The sequence below is a fragment of the Caulobacter sp. Root1455 genome (assembly GCF_001426905.1).
Lineage (GTDB): Bacteria > Pseudomonadota > Alphaproteobacteria > Caulobacterales > Caulobacteraceae > Caulobacter.
Window position 1 is genome coordinate 695,855 of the sequence record NZ_LMFQ01000024.1, and the last position, 15,399, is coordinate 711,253.

A 15,399-nucleotide genomic window follows, 5' to 3' on the forward strand; every position below is an offset into this window, starting at 1 on the left:
CGAGAGATTCGGAGTTTTCCGCCGTGCCCATGTCCTTCCCCGACCTCGAAGCCCGCCTGCACGACGCCTTTCCGGACGCCGAGATCGTGCTGACCGACCTGGCCGGCGACGGCGACCACTACAAGGCGCGCATCGTTTCGCCCGCCTTCCGGGGGCTCAATCGGGTCAAGCAGCACCAGATGGTCAACCGCGCCCTGGCCGACGTGCTGGGCGGGGCGCTGCACGCCCTGGCCCTCGAAACCGCCGCCCCCACGGAGTAGACGCCATGCGCTATCGCCCCTTCGGAAGCGCGGGCGTGGCGGTCTCGGCGATCTCGCTGAGGCTGGAGGACCAGCCTCGCCTGCGGGGCGCGGACTGGCGCAAGCTGATCTTCGCGGCGCTGGAAAGCGGCATCAACACCTTCGAGCTCGACGGCGTCTCGCCGGCCCTGATCGAGGGCGCGACCGAGGCCTTCTCGACGGTCGAGCGGCGGCTGCTGTTCATCGGCTGGCGGCTGCGCGGCGCCAGCGACCGCGCGCTGCGGGCCCAGGCCGTCCACGACATGATCGAGCAGGCCCTGGACCGCACCGGCCTGGGCCACCTGGACCTGGCCACCCTGGACGATCCGGACACCAATGCCTTCCCCGCCGAGACCCTGGAACAGCTGAAGGCCCTGCGCGGGGCGCGGCTGATCCGCCTGCTGGGCGTGGCCGGGGCCGGCGAAAAGTTCGACGCCTATGTCGCCTCGGGCCAGTTCGAGGCCATGGCCACGCCGTTCAACCTGGCTTCGGGCTGGGTGGAGCGCAATCGCGTGCGCGCGGCCATGACCCGTGAGATGGCGGTGATCGCCCAGGACTACTGGCCCGACGTGCTGCACGAGGAGCACAAGCACAGCTTCCTGCCCAAGCCCTCGCTGTGGCGGCGTCGCACCGACCCGCTGGCCGATGTCGGCGGCTACGACTTCCTGCGCAACACGCCTGGCTGGAACGCCCAGCAGATCTGCCTGGCCTACGCCCTGACCGAACCGTCCCTGGCCACCGTCCAGGTCACGGCCGGCTCGCCCGCCGAAATCGAAGCCCTGGCGGCGATGGCAGAGCGCGACCTGCCCACCGGCTGCGCGGCCCAGATCGAGATGGCCCGCTTCTCGGCCCAGCAGGCGGAACGGTCAAAGCGTCGCGCCTGAGGCCGCGATGCGGCGCCAAGGCTTGACCCGGAGGGGCGCGGCGCCTAGCTGAGAGCCTACGCCCAAGGATTTTGTTCCATGACCGACGTCGCCTCCTCCCCCGCTATCGACTTCATCGCCAAGACCGTGGCCGAAAATCCCGTGGTCCTGTTCATGAAAGGCGTGCCGGATCAGCCGCGCTGCGGCTTCTCGTCGGTCACGGTGCAGATCCTCGACCACCTCGGCGTGTCGTTCATCGGCGTCGACGTGCTGCAGGACGACGAACTGCGCCAAGGCGTCAAGACCTTCACCGACTGGCCGACCATCCCCCAGCTCTACGTCAAGGGCGAGTTCATCGGCGGCAGCGACATCGTCCGCGAGATGTTCCAGTCGGGCGAACTGAAGACCCTCCTGGCCGAGCAGGGCCTGATCGAGGCTTGAGTAAAGCCTTCGTCCCGCCCAGCGACGCCTTCAAGCTGACCTTCGAACCGAAGGCGTCGGAGATCGACGCCAACGGCCACGTCAACAACGTGGTCTACCTGGCCTGGGGCCAGGACCTGGCCATCGCCCATTGGGACGCCTGGGCCACGCCCGAGGAGCGGGCTCCGTGGAGCTGGGTCGCCCGCCGCCACGAGATCGACTACCGCCGCGAACTGCTGCCGCACGAGATCGCCACCGGCTACACCTGGGTGGGCGAGCTGAAGGGCCCGCGCTTCGAGCGCTTCTTCCGCATCGACGGCCCCGACGGCGAGATGTGCGCCCAGAGCCGCACCGACTGGGTGCTGATCGACATCGCCGCCAAGCGCCCGGCGCGGGTGCTGCCCTGGATGGTCGAGCGGTTCACGCCCAAGGGGTGAGACCCTCTCTCCCTTCCCTATGATTCCGCTCATCCCGGCGAATGCCGGGATGAGCGGAGGTGGGGAGTTCAGTTCACTGGATTCAGGAGCCGAACGGTCGCCGCCCCGGCCAGACCCAGTTCATCGTAGCTGAAATTGACCTCCACCACGTTCGGCGCCGCCTTGCAGACGTCCAGCCGTTTGCGGGCGAAGGCGATCGTTCGATCGCGGCCGGCCTGTCCCGCATAGAACGTGAAGTCGGCTTTGGTCGTGCAGCCATGCGACAGGACTTTCAGGGCAAGGCCCATGGGTCCCGCTTGAGCGCCCTTGAGCGCCTCGAGCTCGCCTGCCTCCTGCCCCGGCCGCACAACCAGCGTGACGCCCCCGCCCCGCGTCGCGCAGCCGCCGAAGACCAGCAGCAGTCCGGTCACCAGCAGTCGGCGTCGGTCGAAGGTCATGCGAAGCCTTTGGGGCGCCTTGGCAAGGACGAGAAACTGAGCCCTAGTTTGCCCACGGCTCGGCCGCGCGCAACCGACGAGACTTCAGTGCTTCGCAAATTCGCTTCGATCGCTTCGGTGGCGGCGTGCCTGGCCGCCGCGCCTCCCGCCCTCCCCGCCGACGCTCCCCTCAAGGATTACGGGCCCCTCGACGCCGAGGCCGCCCGGTTGATGGCGGTCGGCAAGATCCCGGGCCTGGCCTATGCGGTGATCGAGCACGGCGAGGTCGCCCACGTCAGCGCCCAGGGCTGGCGCAACGTCGAACAGAAAGCCCCGCTGACGCCCGACACGGTGATGTACGGCGCCTCGATCACCAAGGCGGCCTTCGGCCAGTACCTGCTGATGCTGGTCGACGACGGCAAGCTGGACCTGGACACGCCGATCAAGGCCTACCTGCCCAAGCCTTTGCCCGACTACGACAATTACAGGGACCTGGCCGGCGATCCGCGCTGGGAGAAGATCACCCCGCGCATGCTGATGACCCACACGGCGGGCTTCCCCAATTTCCGCTGGCTGAACGCCGACGAGAAGCTGGACATCAAGGCCGATCCCGGCACGCGCTACATCTATTCCGGCGAGGGGCTGAACCTGATGCAGTTCGTCGTCGAGCAGGGCCTGGGGCTGCAGGTCGGCGACGAGATGAACCGCCGGATCTTCCAGCCCCTGGGCATGACCCGGAGCGCCATGAGCTGGCGGCCCGACTTTCGACCCAACCTGGCCGACGGCTACCATGAAGACGGCAAGTTCGAGGCGCACGACGAGCGGAGCAGCGTGAAGGCGGCCGGCTCACTGGACACCACGATCAACGACCTGTCGAAGCTGGCCGCCGCCATGGTCTCGGGCCGCGGCCTCTCGGCCAAGGCGGCCGCCGAGCGGACCAAGCCCAGCTTCCCGATCGTCAACGCCCATCAGTTCCCGCCGACCCTGGCGGGCGGAAACCCGGACAACGCCAGGATCGGCCTGGCGGCGGGGATCGGCGTGGTGGTGTTCGACGGCCCGCAAGGCCACGCCTTCTTCAAGGGCGGCCATAACGACATAACCGACAACACGATGGTCTGCGTCGAACGCGGCCGGCGCTGCATCGTGATCCTGACCAACAGCGGCGTCGGTCAGCGGGTCTTCCCGCCGCTGGTCAAGGCGGCTCTGGGCGAGACGGGTGTTCCGTGGGGCTGGGAATACAATCCCATCCGGCCGGTGGAAGCGCCCTAGGCGGCCTTTGAAAGGGTCCCGCGCAGGCGGGCGGCCACGTCGCCCAGGGTGATGCGCGACAGGGCCGCGTCGACGTCGGGGGCGCCCTCGGCGGCCATCGAGGCGGCGAGGCCGGCGGTGAAGTCGGTAATGGCGGTGATGTGCTGGGCCAGCATGTCGACCATGTGCAGTTCCTGCATCACCTCCATCCGCGCCTCCATTGGCACGTGCTCAAGGAGCTGGCCGAGCGCGCTGTCCAGATGGCCGCACGACACCGCGGCGATCGACATCTCGGCTGACAGGGCCTCCAGCAGGCCGGCGATGCCGGTGGTCTTCTGGACTTCGAGCGTCATGGTCATGGCTTTTCCCCCAAGCGTTTCAAACTGATAGCGCCACGGGCGTTGTCGCAGGGTTAAGGCCGGGGGAAACCTTGGCCGGGGCGACGGATTGTCGCGAATTTCAGCTCCAGGGGCCGATCCGACGTCCGTCGCCGACCGGTACGGCCGTGCCGACCCGACTCCGCGTCGCCTGGCTGACGCCCAGGCGCAGCAGGGCCTCGACCCGGTTGTGGGTGGCCGGGTGGGTCGAGAACAGGCTGTCGCCGCCCCCATTCGCCCTTTTGCCCGACAGCGGGTTGATGATGAACAGGTGCGCGGTGGCCGGATTGCGCTCGGCCTCGACGTTGACCGCGCCGCCGCGGGCATAGGCCTCGATCTTTTCCAGCGCCCGGGCCAGGGCCCGGCCGTCGCCGGCGATCTCGGCGCCGATGCGGTCGGCCTCGTATTCGCGCGAGCGGCTGACGGCCATCTGCACAAGCATCGCGGCGATCGGCGCCAGGATGGCCAGGGCGATGGTCCCGATCAAGCCGCCCGGACGCTCGTCGTCGTCGCGCGAGCCGCCGAAGAAGAAGGCGAAATTCGCCAGGGCCGAGATCGCGCCGGCGATGGTGGCCGTCACGGTCATGGTCAGGGTGTCGCGGTTCTTCACGTGGGCCAGCTCGTGGGCCATGACGCCGCGGATCTCGTCGCGGTCCAGCAGGCCCAGCAGGCCGGTGCTGGCGGCCACGGCGGCGTGAGTGGGATCGCGGCCGGTGGCGAAGGCGTTGGGCTGCTCGCTGTCGATCACCGTGATGCGCGGCCGCGGCAGGCCGGCACGCCGGGCCAGGTCCTCGACGTCGGCGACGTACTGGCGGACCATCGGCACGGGATGGCCGGCGTCGACCTCGACCGCGCCGTACATCCGCAGCACGATCTTGTCGGCGTTCCAGTACGAGAACAGATTCATGCCCACGGCGAACACCAGGGCGATCAGCATGCCGGTCGGGCCGCCGATCATGTAGCCGGCCCCGACGAACAGCGCCGTCAGGCCGGCCAGGAGGACGAAGGTCTTGATGTGGTTCATGGCTCTAGCTGGGGATCAGTCGAAGATGTCGAACAGGTCGAAGCGCTTCTTCTTGCCGTAGTGGCCCTGGTGGCGGCGCTCGTCGTCGTGGCGGTAGTCATTTGGACGATGGTCCGGGCGATGGTCGGAGCGCTCGCGGGGCCTGTCGTAGTCGGGGAGGCGCGGCGTGGCCGCCTGAGGCTCGCCCCGCTCCATGGCCATCAGCTTCTCCAGCTCGCCGCGGTCCAGCCACACGCCCCGGCACTGGGGGCACATGTCGAACTCGACGCTGGCGCGCTGCACGGCCTGCATGGAGGCGTCGCAGTTGGGGCACATCAGAAGCGGCATCGGGCGGTCCCTGTCCTGTTGATGGACGGGTGTTCCCGAAGCTGAGCCGGCGGTGGAGGGAGGGGGACAACCGGACCCAGACATCGAGAACACCCGATGCGGTCCGACATCACGAGTGCTTGCATCACTCGCCAGAGGGGCCCGGCCCGCTCTTCAGAATTAGGAGGCCCTTGTGGCGGTTCAAGGGGCCTTAGACAAAAAATGAAGGCCCTCCCCCTGTGGGGGAGGCGATCGCGCAGCGATCGGTGGGGGGATTTCCGAGGTGGGACCACTCCCCCCTCCGGCCCATTCGGGCCGCCTCCCCCACAGGGGGAGGGCTTTGAGCAACAAAAAGGCCCCGGGTTCCCCCGGGGCCTTTTCGTTCGTCTCGCAGTGAACGCGTCTTACGAAGCGTAGAATTCGACGACGAGGTTCGGTTCCATCTTCACCGGGTACGGCACTTCGGCCAGTTCCGGAGCGCGGACGAAAGTGGCTTGCAGGCCCTTGGCGTCCACGGTGATGTAGTCGCAGAAGTCACGTTCGGCCGAAGCCACGGCTTCCAGGACCAGCGCCATGTTGCGCGACTTTTCGCGGACGGTGATCACGTCGCCGGCCTTGCAGCGGTAGGACGCGATGTTCACGCGCTTGCCGTTCACCTGCACGTGGCCGTGGTTCACGAACTGACGGGCGGCGAACACGGTCGGCACGAACTTGGCGCGGTAGACGATGGCGTCCAGGCGCGACTCGAGCAGGCCGATCAGGTTTTCCGAGGTGTTGCCCTTGCGGCGCGCGGCTTCCTCGTAGGTGCGCGAGAACTGCTTCTCGGTCAGGTTGCCGTAGTAGCCCTTCAGCTTTTGCTTGGCGCGCAGCTGCAGACCGAAGTCCGAGACTTTCTGCTTGCGGCGCTGGCCGTGCTGGCCGGGGCCGTAGGACCGCTGGTTCACCGGCGACTTCGGCCGGCCCCAGAGGTTTTCGCCCATACGGCGGTCGATCTTGTACTTGGCGCTATGGCGCTTGGACATAAGTCACTCTTTTAGTTCGATCCGAGCCGGCGCCCTCGGGAGGGTGCGATCTCAACGGCGGCTTCGGGTCATTCCGTCATGCGTTTTTCACGCCGTCCGGCGAGCCGGCGGCGAGAAGGGGCGGTTTATGACGGAGGGGCGGCGGGGAGTCAACGGACAGGACCGGCGCACCACCGGATAAATCGGCTGATCGACGCACTCAAAGCCGCGCCGCGTGCCACGCCACGTGGTCTCCGAGGAAGGTGGCGATGAAGAAGTAGCTGTGGTCGTAGCCGTCCTGGCGGCGGACGGTGACCTTGCGGCCGGCCTTGGCGGCGGCGGCTTCGATCAGCTGAGGCTTCAACTGGCTTTCCAGGAAGCTGTCGGCCAGACCCTGGTCGATCAGGATCTCGTCGAAGCTGGCCCCCGCCCCGTCCTCGATCAGGGCCATGGCGTCGTGGGCCCGCCAGGCGGCGCGGTCGGGGCCCAGATAGGCGGTCATGGCCTTTTCGCCCCACGGGCAGTTCAGCGGCGAGACGATCGGCGAGAAGGCGCTGACCGATTTGAACAGGTCCGGATTGCGCAAGGCGATGGTCAGGGCGCCGTGGCCGCCCATCGAGTGGCCGGAGATGCCGCGCCGGGCCGGATCCAGCGGGAAGGCGCCGTCAACGGTCTCCAGCAGGTCCTTGGTGACGTAGGAATACATCTTGAAGTGCGGCGCCCACGGTGCCTGGGTGGCGTCGACATAGAAGCCCGCCCCCTGCCCCAGGTCGTAGGCCGGATCATCGGCGACGCCCTCTCCGCGCGGACTGGTGTCGGGGGCGACGATGGCGATCCCGTGCTTGGCGGCATGCGCGTAGACGCCCGACTTGATGGTGAAATTGTCCTCGGTGCAGGTCAGGCCCGACAGCCAGACGAGGTAGGGGAACGGTCCCTCCCCGCCATCCTTTGCTTGGGGGGGCGTCCAGATCGTAAACCGCATCGGCGTGCCGGTGCTGGGGCTGTCGTGCCGACAGTAGCGCAGCGTCCCGCCCTGGGTGCGGTGGGTGGCGAGAGTTTCGACGGTCATCCTAGAACGTCACCACGGTCCGGATGCTCTCGCCCGCGTGCATCAGGTCGAACGCCTCGTTGATGCGCTCCAGCGGCAGGACGTGGGTGATCATCGGGTCGATCTGGATCTTGCCGTCCATGTACCAGTCGACGATCTTCGGGGTGTCGGTGCGGCCGCGGGCGCCGCCGAAGGCCGTGCCCTTCCAGACCCGGCCGGTGACCAGCTGGAACGGCCGCGTGGCGATCTCCTTGCCGGCCTCGGCCACGCCGATGATGATGCTTTGCCCCCAGCCGCGATGGCAGGCCTCCAGCGCCTGGCGCATGACCGTGGTGTTGCCGGTGGCGTCGAACGTGTAGTCCGCCCCGCCGTCGGTCAGGGCCACCAAGTGGGCGACGATGTCGCCGTCGATGGTCTTGGGATTGACGAAGTGGGTCATGCCGAACTTGCGGCCCCATTCCTCGCGGTCCGGGTTCAGGTCGACCCCGACGATCATGTTGGCGCCGACCAGCTTCAGGCCCTGGATGACGTTCAGGCCGATGCCGCCCAGGCCGAACACCACCGCGTTGGCGCCCGGCTCGACCTTGGCGGTGTTGACCACCGCCCCCACGCCCGTGGTCACGCCGCAGCCGCAGTAGCAGGCGGTCTTGAACGGCGCGTCCTTGCGGATGCGGGCCACGGCGATCTCGGGCAGCACGGTGAAGTTCGAGAAGGTCGAGCAGCCCATATAGTGGTGGATGGTCTGGCCCTTGTAGGAGAACCGGCTGGTGCCGTCCGGCATCAGCCCCTTGCCCTGGGTGGCGCGGATGGCCGTGCAGAGGTTGGTCTTGCCCGACAGGCAGCTTTTGCACTGGCGGCATTCGGGCGTGTAGAGCGGGATCACGTGGTCGCCGATCGCCAGGCTGGTGACGCCGGGGCCGACCTCGACCACCACACCCGCGCCCTCGTGGCCCAGGATCGAGGGGAACAGGCCCTCCGAGTCCAGGCCGTCCAGCGTGTAGGCGTCGGTGTGGCACACGCCGGTGGCCTTGATCTCGATCAGCACCTCGCCGGCCTTGGGGCCTTCCAGGTCGACCTCGACGATCTCCAGCGGCTGCTTGGCGGCGAAGGCGACGGCGGCGCGGGTCTTCATGGCGGGATCTCCGGATGTCGAGTCGGCGGCACCTTGCCAAGGCTTGGCGGCGCGAGCCAGTCCCGTCCGGCGGCGATCCGCCGGGGCGCGCGAAGTGATGTAAAAAATAATTGACATTGTGGCAGCCACGGCGCACTGAATGTTCGAAATCTTTTACATTATGGAGCCGGTCATGGCCTTGCGGGAAAAGAGTGCGTGGATTTCGTTCTGGACGACCCTGATCGTCTACGGGGCCTATTTCGCCTATGTGGGCCAGGCGGCGGCCGCCGGTCGCCCGGTCGGTTTCGCCGGGCCGCTGACCACCTGCATCTTCGTGCTGGTGGTGCTGCAGGTGGGGCTGCAGATCGTGATGGCCGCCCTGAACCGCGAGCCGCGCGGGCCTCAGGACGAGCGCGAGCGGCTGATCGACCTGACGGCCTCGACCCACGCCTTCTACGTGCTGCAGGTGGCGGCGATGGGCGCGGCGGTGACGGTCTATTTCTTCGACAAGACCCTGATGGCCAACGCGGTGATCCTGGCCCTGGCGGTGTCGGAGCTGGCCCGGCACGGCGGCGTCATCCTCGGCTATCGGCGGGCCTGCTGATGCCCGCCCCGCCCCCGATCCGCAACGACATCCGCCGCCTGCGCTTCGAGCACGGCGAGATGACCCAGGCCGACCTGGCGCAGCGCATCGGCATGACCCGCCAGACGATCGCCGCCATCGAACAGGGCAAGTACTCGCCCTCGCTGGAGGCGGCGTTCAGGATCGCCCAGGTGTTCGGGGTGGGGCTCGAACGGGTGTTCCAGTGGGAGGGCTAGGATGCCCCGCCGAAACGAAAACCTCGTCCTTCGACAAGCTCAGGATGAGGTTTTCCACTGCACCGCCCGCACGTTTCGTCCTCATCCTGAGCCTGTCGAAGGACGAGGACCGCGCACAGAGCGTGACGGTCGGTAAGCTCTAAACCTTCTCCACCGGCTTGAACCGGAACCGCCCGTCCAGCAGCTCGGGCCTCGGCAGATAGGTCCGCAGGTACATCGCGAACGGCCCGGTCTTCGGGGCCGGCAGCCAGTTGGCGGTGCGGTCGCCGCCGGGGTCGACGCGGCCGATCCAGAGATCCAGCGAGCCGTCGGCGTTGCGCTTGAGGCCCGCCGTGCGGTCGCTGATCGCATAGCGGTTCAGCGGATTGTCGGTGAAGAAGAACTGGCCGTCGTCGGTGGCCTCGTACATCGACAGCGACCAGAAGCCGTCCAGCGGCATGTCGGCCGGCAGGCTCAGGCGATAGAGGCCGTCGCCGGTGAACAGGCCCGCCCCGTCGTCGCCGGCCGCCTTCATGTACATCGCCTCCGCCACGGGCAGCGCGCCCAGGCCCATCAGCGCGACGATGGCGCGATAGATGTAGTCCTGGCCGTAGTCGCCCAGATTGGCGCGCGGATAGGCCCAGCCGTCGATGAAGGTCTGACGCCCCTTGGCGAAGCGGGTGATCATCCGGGCCTGGTCGGCGCCGACCTCGGCCGCGCCCGCGTCGAACGGCCCCACGCCCACGAAGGCGGCGGTCTTGCGCAGGAGCTTCTGGTCCACGGCGGGGGCCGGGTCGGCGGCCAGCAACCGGCGAGCGCTGTCGAAATAGCTCGCCGCGTCGGCGTCGCGGCCGGCATAGGTCGGCGGCGCCGCCGCCTTGGGTCCGGTCAGGACGAAGCCGTCCTGGACCTTGTGCACGGCCGGGACGTCGGCCGCGTCATTGACCAGGGTGCGGATCAACAGCCAGGCGTGCGGCGTGGCCACCCGCACCGGGTTGGGCCCCTTCGACGGTTGCCCCGGTCCGATCAGCGTGAAGGTTCCGCCCTCCCCGCCCACGGTCCGCAGACCCAGCACGGCGTTGTTGTTGGTGAACATGTCCATCACCGCCGCCGACCAGTAGCGCGCCCCGGTGGCGGGCACGGTCAGGGTCGCCGGCCCCTGACTCAGGTCAAGGAAAGCGATGGAGTAGAGCGTGTCGTTGTTGGGCGTGGTCACCGCGCGCGCGGCGTGGTCGCTGAGGGTCCGGCCATGGGTCAGCCTGTTGATCGCCGCGCCGGGCGCTTTCAGCATCCGCGCCCGCGTGGTGGCCATCTCGATCAGCGGCAGGGCGTAGAGCCAGGCCTGGGCGGCGGTCGAGATCTGCAGCCCCTGAGCGACGGCGGCTGCGCCGAGACCGATCACGCCAAGCGCGCCCGCGCTCAGGAACAGTTGTCGACGGTTCATGTCGTCCCCCAAACAGTTGTTTGGCGGAGACTAGAACAGGTTACGCCGGCGCGTAAGCGGCCGGCGCGCAAGGACGCCCCGCCGGCCGCCGGCGACGGGCCGGCGGCGACCGGGCGATCCGGTCAGGCGGCCGCTTCGTGGCGAACCGCCCGGACGACATCGGTCAGGGTCATGATCGTGGCGTCGACCCGCTCATGCGGATCGGATCCGACCACCTTGTCAGCGAGAGCCTTCGGCAGCGCCTCGCGCAGATGCCCGAGAGCCCGCGGCGGAGCGACGAGAATCAAGCGGTCGAAGCTGTGGGCGCGAGCGACCTCCTCCAGCTTGTGAGCCAGATCGGTGACGAAGGCCCGTTCCGCGCGGTCATGGGCATCGCCTTCGTGGGGCGCGGCGCCGCTCGAATGGGCGTGGCGCGGCTTCAAGCCAGCCAGCCACTCGGGCCGGTCATGCAGCGGACCGTCCAGCCGCGGTTGCTCGAGAAGACGTGCTCTGTGGCCATCAGCCACCACCACCAGGGTGCTTGCATCGGGGATCATGGCGAAACTCCATCGCGACTGAAGCCGCAGAGGTGGGCCTCGTTACGACGCTCGACCATGACCTCGATCAATCCGCCGGCGGATCGGGGTCTATTTTCGCCGCCTTCTGCGCCGCCAGCTTGGCCAGCACCCGGCCGCGCCCCTTGGACAGGGCGGTGACCACGCCCCGGAAGGTGCGAACCTCCTGCTCGGTCAGCCGGGCCCGGGCCAGCGGGGCGCGCAGGTTGCGGACCATCGACGGCTTCTTCTCGGGCGGATGATAGAAGCCCGCCTTCTCCAGCTCGTCCTCCAGCTGGCCGTACAGGCCCAGCAGGCTGGACTGGTCGGCCGGCTCGGCGACGTTGTACTCGAACCGCGACCACGGCCGGTCGTCGACCGTCATCTTCCATTCGTAGGCGTTGATCGACACGGCCTGGGCCAGGTTCAGCGACCGGAACTTCTCGTCGATCGGGATCGAGACGATGGCCTGGCACAGGGCGATGTCGTCGGTCTCCAGCCCCGCCCGCTCGCCGCCGAACAGCAGGCCCACCGCGAAGCCCTGGGCGACGTCGGCCGACAGGTGGCCGGCGGCCTCGCGCGGCGTGTAGACCGGCAGCCGGGTCTCGCGCGGTCGGGCCGTGGTGGCGAACACCAGCTTCAGGTCGGCGATGGCGTCTTCCAGGCGGTCGAACACCTTGGCGTTGTCCAGCGGCCAGTCGGCGCCCGAGGCGCTGGCCCAGGCGCGCTCTTGCGGCCAGCCGTCGCGCGGCTTGACCAGGCGCAGGTCCGACAGGCCGAAATTGGCCATCACCCGGGCGACCGCGCCGATGTTCTCGGCCAGTTGCGGGTGATTCAGGATCACGCAGGGCGGGAGGTGCTTGGAGGTCATCGCCACCCTTTGCCGCCGGACCGCCGCGCGGTGCAAGCCCCACAATGACGGTTCATGCGTTTAGCCTCGGTCCAGTTCCGCTGAAGCTAGCCGAGACCATGATGTTCCGACGCGCCGCCGTCCTTGTTCTGCTCCTCGTGCTGGCCGGCTGCGGCGAACCGCCGATGCTGGGTCAGACCGACCCGCTGTTCGACCGCCAGAAGATGACGGCCGACTTCCAGCCCATCGCCGACCGCGTCGCGCCGGGCCAGCTGGGCGTGGCCGTCGAGGACCTGGGCACCGGCCAGATCATCTCGTTCAACGGCGAAAGGCGCTTCCCCCTGCAGGCCGTGTTCACGGCGCCGCTGGGCGCGGCGGTGATGGCCGAGGTCGAGGCCAAGCGGCTGCGGCTGGACGACATCCTGCTGATCGAGGATGTCGATCTGTCGCCGCCGCCCAGCGGCGTCGCCGACCTTTGGGCGGGACCCATGACCTACAGCGTCCAGGACCTGCTGGAGCGCGCGATCCGCGACGGCGACAACACCGCCGCAGACGTCCTGATGAAGCGGATCGGCGGCCCTGGCGCGGTCACCGCCTGGCTGCAGGGCCGCAAGGTCAATGCGCTGGACATCGACCGCTACCAGCGCCAGCTGCAGCCCGACAGCCTGGGCCTGGCCTCGTTCCGCGCCGACTGGAAGGGCGAGGCCGCCTACCGCGCCGCCCTCGACAAGGTTCCGCCCGCCGAACGCCGCCGGGCGATCCGGGCCTATCTGGCCGATCCGCGCGACACCGCCACGCCCCTGGGGGCCTTGCGGTTCCTGGAGGCCGTGAACCAGGCCGAGCTGCTGGGGCCGGACTCGCGGCGCCTGCTGGGCCGGATCATCAGCCAGACCCGAGGCGGGGCGGGCCGCCTGCGCGCCGCCGTGCCCGAAGGCGGCCGCCTCAATCACATCCCCGCCACCGCACGCACCGACCTGGGCTTCACGCCCGTGGTCAACGACATCGGCGTCTACACCCTCAAGGACGGCCGCAAGTTCGCCGTCGTCGCCTTCATCTCGGGCTCGCCCCTGCCGGTCGCCGAGCAGGAAAAGGCCATCGCCGACGTCGGACGGGTGGTGATCAAGGCGGCGAAGTAGCCAGGTCCAGGCCGTATTCCAGGAACCGGGTCTCGCGGGTCCAGCCCAGGCGCTCGTACAGGGTTTGAGCCGCCAGGTTGTCGACGCCGGTGACCAGGGACAGGCCGGCCGCTCCGGTCTCGCGGGCCAGGGCGGCGGCGGCCTCGACCAGCCGTCGGCCCGCCCCGCCGCGTCGCCGGCCGGGCTCGACATAGAGGTCGTTGAGGATGAAGGTCGCCGCCGCCCGGACCGACGAGAAGCTGGGATACAGTTGCACGAAGCCGACGGCCCGGCCGGCGTCCAGCGCCAGCAGGATCACCGACTGCCCGCGCGCCATCCGCTCGCCCAGGAACCGGCGCGCGGCCGCTTCGTCGGAGGGCCGGCCGTAGAACTGGCGATAGCGGTCGAACAGCGGAACCAGCCCCTGCAGGTCGTCCGGCGCGGCGCGGCGGATCTCCATCGTCAGGCGGTCCGGCTGTAGCGCATGAGCCAGTTGGTCTCCCAGGTCGCGCCGCCGTCGGGCGAGAAGGCCTGCTCCCACTGGGCCAGGTCCGGCGACAGAGAGGTGAACCGCCCGCGCACCTTGATCGGCCGCCCCTCGAAGGTGTCGTCCGACAGGAAGGTCCCCACCCCGTTCTCGAACCGGCCCAGGCCCGGCGCGTCCAGTCTCAGGGGATCGCTCCCGCTCAGGTACCAGTCGGCCCAGACGCCGGTCTTGGCGTCGAAGGCCCGCAGACCCAGGCCGCTGGACGGCCCGCCGGCCCGCCGGGCGAAGCTTTCGTTGAGGTTCACCACCCCGCCCAGCAGGGACCGGCAGGTGGTGGTCCCCTCGAATTCCTCCCAGTCGTCATTGCCCGCCAGGCGCTTTTTCAGCCGGCGGTGGTGCACGGCCCAGGACCCGACGAAGAAGTCGAAGTCGTGGATCGAGCCGGTGGCTGCGGGCTGGGCGATCGCGCTCGACACGGCGGTGAAGGCCGGCAGGGCGGCGATCGCCAGCACTAGGGCGCGGCGGTCGAGATCGTGGGTCATCGGAGCCTCGGCGGTCATTTGGAGAAATCGGAGAACCAGTTGGTCTCCCAGGTCTCGCCGCCGTCGGGCGAGAAGGCCTGCTCCCAATGGCCTGTGGCGGGGGTGATGTTCGACCAGATGAACCGAACCTTGATCGGCCGCCCACGCAGGGTGTCGTCCGCGTAGAGGGTCGCGGCTCCATCCACGAACCGCCCCTTCATCGGCGGTGACGCCGCTATAGGACCCGCTGGGCATGGCGAAGAGGTTGTCGTCCAGATTGCCCAGCCCGCCCAGGGTGGGCCACCAGGTCTGAACGCCGTCGAAGTCGACCCACTCGGTGCTGCCGGCCAGGCGTTCCTTCAGGCGGCGGTGGCGCACCTTCCAGTCGCCGGGGCGGCTGTCGAAGGCGTTGGGGCCGTCGCGCCGGTCGATGGCGGGCGTCCAGCCGGAGGTCACGGTCGGTTCGCCTGGCTTGGCGCGGGTGAAGTCGGTGGTCCAGTTGACGGCCCAGGACTGGCCGCCGTCGCTCGACAGGGCCTGCTCCCAACGGGCCGTGTCCGGGGTCGGGCGGCTCCAGGTCACGCGCACCCGGACCGGCTTTCCGGCCCGCGTGTCGTCCGAATAGAACTGGCCCACGCCGTTCTCGAAGCGACCCTTGATCGGCTTGCCCACGCCCGCGCCGGGATCGCGACCGTCCACCCACCAGACCGCCCACAGCCCGGTCTGGGGATCGTAGGCGCGCAGGCTGACGCCGCGATACGGCCCGTCCGGGGTGTTGAACAGGTTGTCGCCGGAATTGGCCCAGCCCTTCATCAGCGACCGCTGGGTGAACAGGCCGTCGAACTCGACCCAGTCATCGGTCGAGCCGGCCCTCAGCTTGCGGTGACGGGCCCTCCAGTCGCCGTTCATGAAATCAAAGTCGCGCAGGCCCGTCAGGTTGGAGCCCTTCGGCTTGACGTTGTCCTGCGACGCGAAGGCCGGGCCGCGGAACGCCGCCGTCATCGCCAGGATCGCCACCGCCACGACGCCGCGTCTTGATGTCACCACCGGATCCTCCCTGATCTCGAGGGCGATGATCCTCGCGGCGCGCGTGGAGACGAGAGCCAATCGCGGCGATGTTCG

Annotated in this window: 20 protein-coding genes; 8 read left to right on the plus strand and 12 right to left on the minus strand. The window is 68.9% G+C overall.

Annotated features, from left to right (window positions below; all coding sequences use genetic code 11):
• The first annotated feature begins 23 nt into the window (after positions 1-23).
• The 4 genes from ASD21_RS20870 (at position 24) to ASD21_RS20885 (ending at position 1,998) form a co-directional block, all read left to right on the plus strand.
• Positions 24-260, plus strand: a complete 237-nt coding sequence (locus tag ASD21_RS20870) for a BolA/IbaG family iron-sulfur metabolism protein (RefSeq protein ID WP_012287488.1) — start codon at positions 24-26, stop codon at positions 258-260.
• Between the two features lie 5 nt (positions 261-265).
• The gene (locus tag ASD21_RS20875; protein WP_056445941.1) at positions 266-1,162 is read left to right on the plus strand and encodes an aldo/keto reductase; all 897 of its coding nucleotides are present in this window, start codon (positions 266-268) and stop codon (positions 1,160-1,162) included.
• 78 nt (positions 1,163-1,240) lie between these two features.
• Complete coding sequence (gene grxD, locus ASD21_RS20880; RefSeq protein WP_056445943.1) at positions 1,241-1,582, plus strand: Grx4 family monothiol glutaredoxin; 342 nt, start codon at positions 1,241-1,243, stop codon at positions 1,580-1,582.
• A complete protein-coding gene (locus ASD21_RS20885; protein ID WP_056445946.1) occupies positions 1,579-1,998 on the plus strand; it encodes an acyl-CoA thioesterase in 420 nt (139 codons plus the stop codon). Before grxD ends, ASD21_RS20885 begins: the two co-directional genes overlap by 4 nt.
• Before the next feature lie 68 nt (positions 1,999-2,066).
• Here the strand turns inward: ASD21_RS20885 and ASD21_RS20890 are convergent, their stop codons facing one another.
• The gene (locus ASD21_RS20890; protein WP_056445949.1) at positions 2,067-2,435 is read right to left on the minus strand and encodes a hypothetical protein; all 369 of its coding nucleotides are present in this window, start codon (positions 2,433-2,435) and stop codon (positions 2,067-2,069) included.
• An 87-nt stretch (positions 2,436-2,522) separates the two neighbouring features.
• Here ASD21_RS20890 and ASD21_RS20895 point away from each other — a divergent pair, with 87 nt between their 5' ends.
• Entirely contained in the window at positions 2,523-3,683 is a 1,161-nt protein-coding gene (locus ASD21_RS20895) for a serine hydrolase domain-containing protein (RefSeq protein ID WP_056445952.1), read from the plus strand.
• Here the strand turns inward: ASD21_RS20895 and ASD21_RS20900 are convergent.
• From ASD21_RS20900 to ASD21_RS20925, 6 genes are all read right to left on the minus strand, one after another.
• A complete protein-coding gene (locus ASD21_RS20900; protein ID WP_156390821.1) occupies positions 3,680-4,021 on the minus strand; it encodes a hypothetical protein in 342 nt (113 codons plus the stop codon). The genes ASD21_RS20895 and ASD21_RS20900 overlap by 4 nt on opposite strands.
• Positions 4,022-4,121: 100 nt before the next feature.
• Positions 4,122-5,063, minus strand: coding sequence for a zinc metalloprotease HtpX (htpX, locus tag ASD21_RS20905; RefSeq protein WP_056445955.1), 942 nt, complete (start codon positions 5,061-5,063; stop codon positions 4,122-4,124).
• A gap of 15 nt (positions 5,064-5,078) precedes the next feature.
• Positions 5,079-5,390 carry a TFIIB-type zinc ribbon-containing protein gene (locus tag ASD21_RS20910; protein WP_056445958.1) on the minus strand — a complete coding sequence of 104 codons (312 nt, stop codon included), beginning with the start codon at positions 5,388-5,390 and terminating at the stop codon, positions 5,079-5,081.
• A 383-nt stretch (positions 5,391-5,773) separates the two neighbouring features.
• Positions 5,774-6,391 (minus strand): 30S ribosomal protein S4, encoded by a 618-nt coding sequence (gene rpsD, locus ASD21_RS20915; RefSeq protein ID WP_056445961.1) that lies wholly within the window; start codon positions 6,389-6,391, stop codon positions 5,774-5,776.
• Positions 6,392-6,590: 199 nt separating this feature from the next.
• The gene (gene fghA / locus ASD21_RS20920; protein ID WP_056445964.1) at positions 6,591-7,439 is read right to left on the minus strand and encodes an S-formylglutathione hydrolase; all 849 of its coding nucleotides are present in this window, start codon (positions 7,437-7,439) and stop codon (positions 6,591-6,593) included.
• 1 nt (position 7,440) lies between these two features.
• On the minus strand, positions 7,441-8,550 hold the full coding sequence (locus ASD21_RS20925; protein ID WP_056445967.1) for an S-(hydroxymethyl)glutathione dehydrogenase/class III alcohol dehydrogenase: 1,110 nt from the start codon (positions 8,548-8,550) through the stop codon (positions 7,441-7,443).
• A 172-nt stretch (positions 8,551-8,722) separates the two neighbouring features.
• On the opposite strand from ASD21_RS20925, the gene ASD21_RS20930 reads away from it, so the two are divergent.
• Positions 8,723-9,133: a hypothetical protein gene (locus ASD21_RS20930; RefSeq protein ID WP_156398441.1), complete on the plus strand. Its 411-nt coding sequence runs from the start codon at positions 8,723-8,725 to the stop codon at positions 9,131-9,133.
• Positions 9,133-9,348 carry a helix-turn-helix transcriptional regulator gene (locus tag ASD21_RS20935; RefSeq protein WP_056445977.1) on the plus strand — a complete coding sequence of 72 codons (216 nt, stop codon included), beginning with the start codon at positions 9,133-9,135 and terminating at the stop codon, positions 9,346-9,348. The genes ASD21_RS20930 and ASD21_RS20935 overlap by 1 nt, the downstream gene beginning before the upstream one ends.
• 139 nt (positions 9,349-9,487) lie before the next feature.
• Here ASD21_RS20935 and ASD21_RS20940 read toward each other — a convergent pair whose 3' ends face one another.
• The 3 genes from ASD21_RS20940 to ASD21_RS20950 form a co-directional block, all read right to left on the minus strand.
• On the minus strand, positions 9,488-10,771 hold the full coding sequence (locus ASD21_RS20940) for a DUF1254 domain-containing protein (RefSeq protein WP_056445980.1): 1,284 nt from the start codon (positions 10,769-10,771) through the stop codon (positions 9,488-9,490).
• A 122-nt stretch (positions 10,772-10,893) separates the two neighbouring features.
• Entirely contained in the window at positions 10,894-11,307 is a 414-nt protein-coding gene (locus tag ASD21_RS20945; protein ID WP_056445983.1) for a baeRF12 domain-containing protein, read from the minus strand.
• A 67-nt stretch (positions 11,308-11,374) separates the two neighbouring features.
• On the minus strand, positions 11,375-12,175 hold the full coding sequence (locus ASD21_RS20950) for an RNA methyltransferase (RefSeq protein WP_056445986.1): 801 nt from the start codon (positions 12,173-12,175) through the stop codon (positions 11,375-11,377).
• A gap of 98 nt (positions 12,176-12,273) precedes the next feature.
• On the opposite strand from ASD21_RS20950, the gene ASD21_RS20955 reads away from it, so the two are divergent.
• Positions 12,274-13,290, plus strand: coding sequence for a serine hydrolase (locus ASD21_RS20955; RefSeq protein WP_056445989.1), 1,017 nt, complete (start codon positions 12,274-12,276; stop codon positions 13,288-13,290).
• On the opposite strand, the gene ASD21_RS20960 is transcribed toward ASD21_RS20955, so the two are convergent.
• Both ASD21_RS20960 and ASD21_RS24500 read right to left on the minus strand, forming a co-directional pair.
• On the minus strand, positions 13,274-13,729 hold the full coding sequence (locus ASD21_RS20960) for a GNAT family N-acetyltransferase (protein ID WP_200941458.1): 456 nt from the start codon (positions 13,727-13,729) through the stop codon (positions 13,274-13,276). The two genes, ASD21_RS20955 and ASD21_RS20960, sit on opposite strands and share 17 nt — an antisense overlap.
• A 2-nt stretch (positions 13,730-13,731) precedes the next feature.
• Positions 13,732-15,321: a hypothetical protein gene (locus ASD21_RS24500; RefSeq protein ID WP_200941459.1), complete on the minus strand. Its 1,590-nt coding sequence runs from the start codon at positions 15,319-15,321 to the stop codon at positions 13,732-13,734.
• Positions 15,322-15,399: the final 78 nt, after the last annotated feature.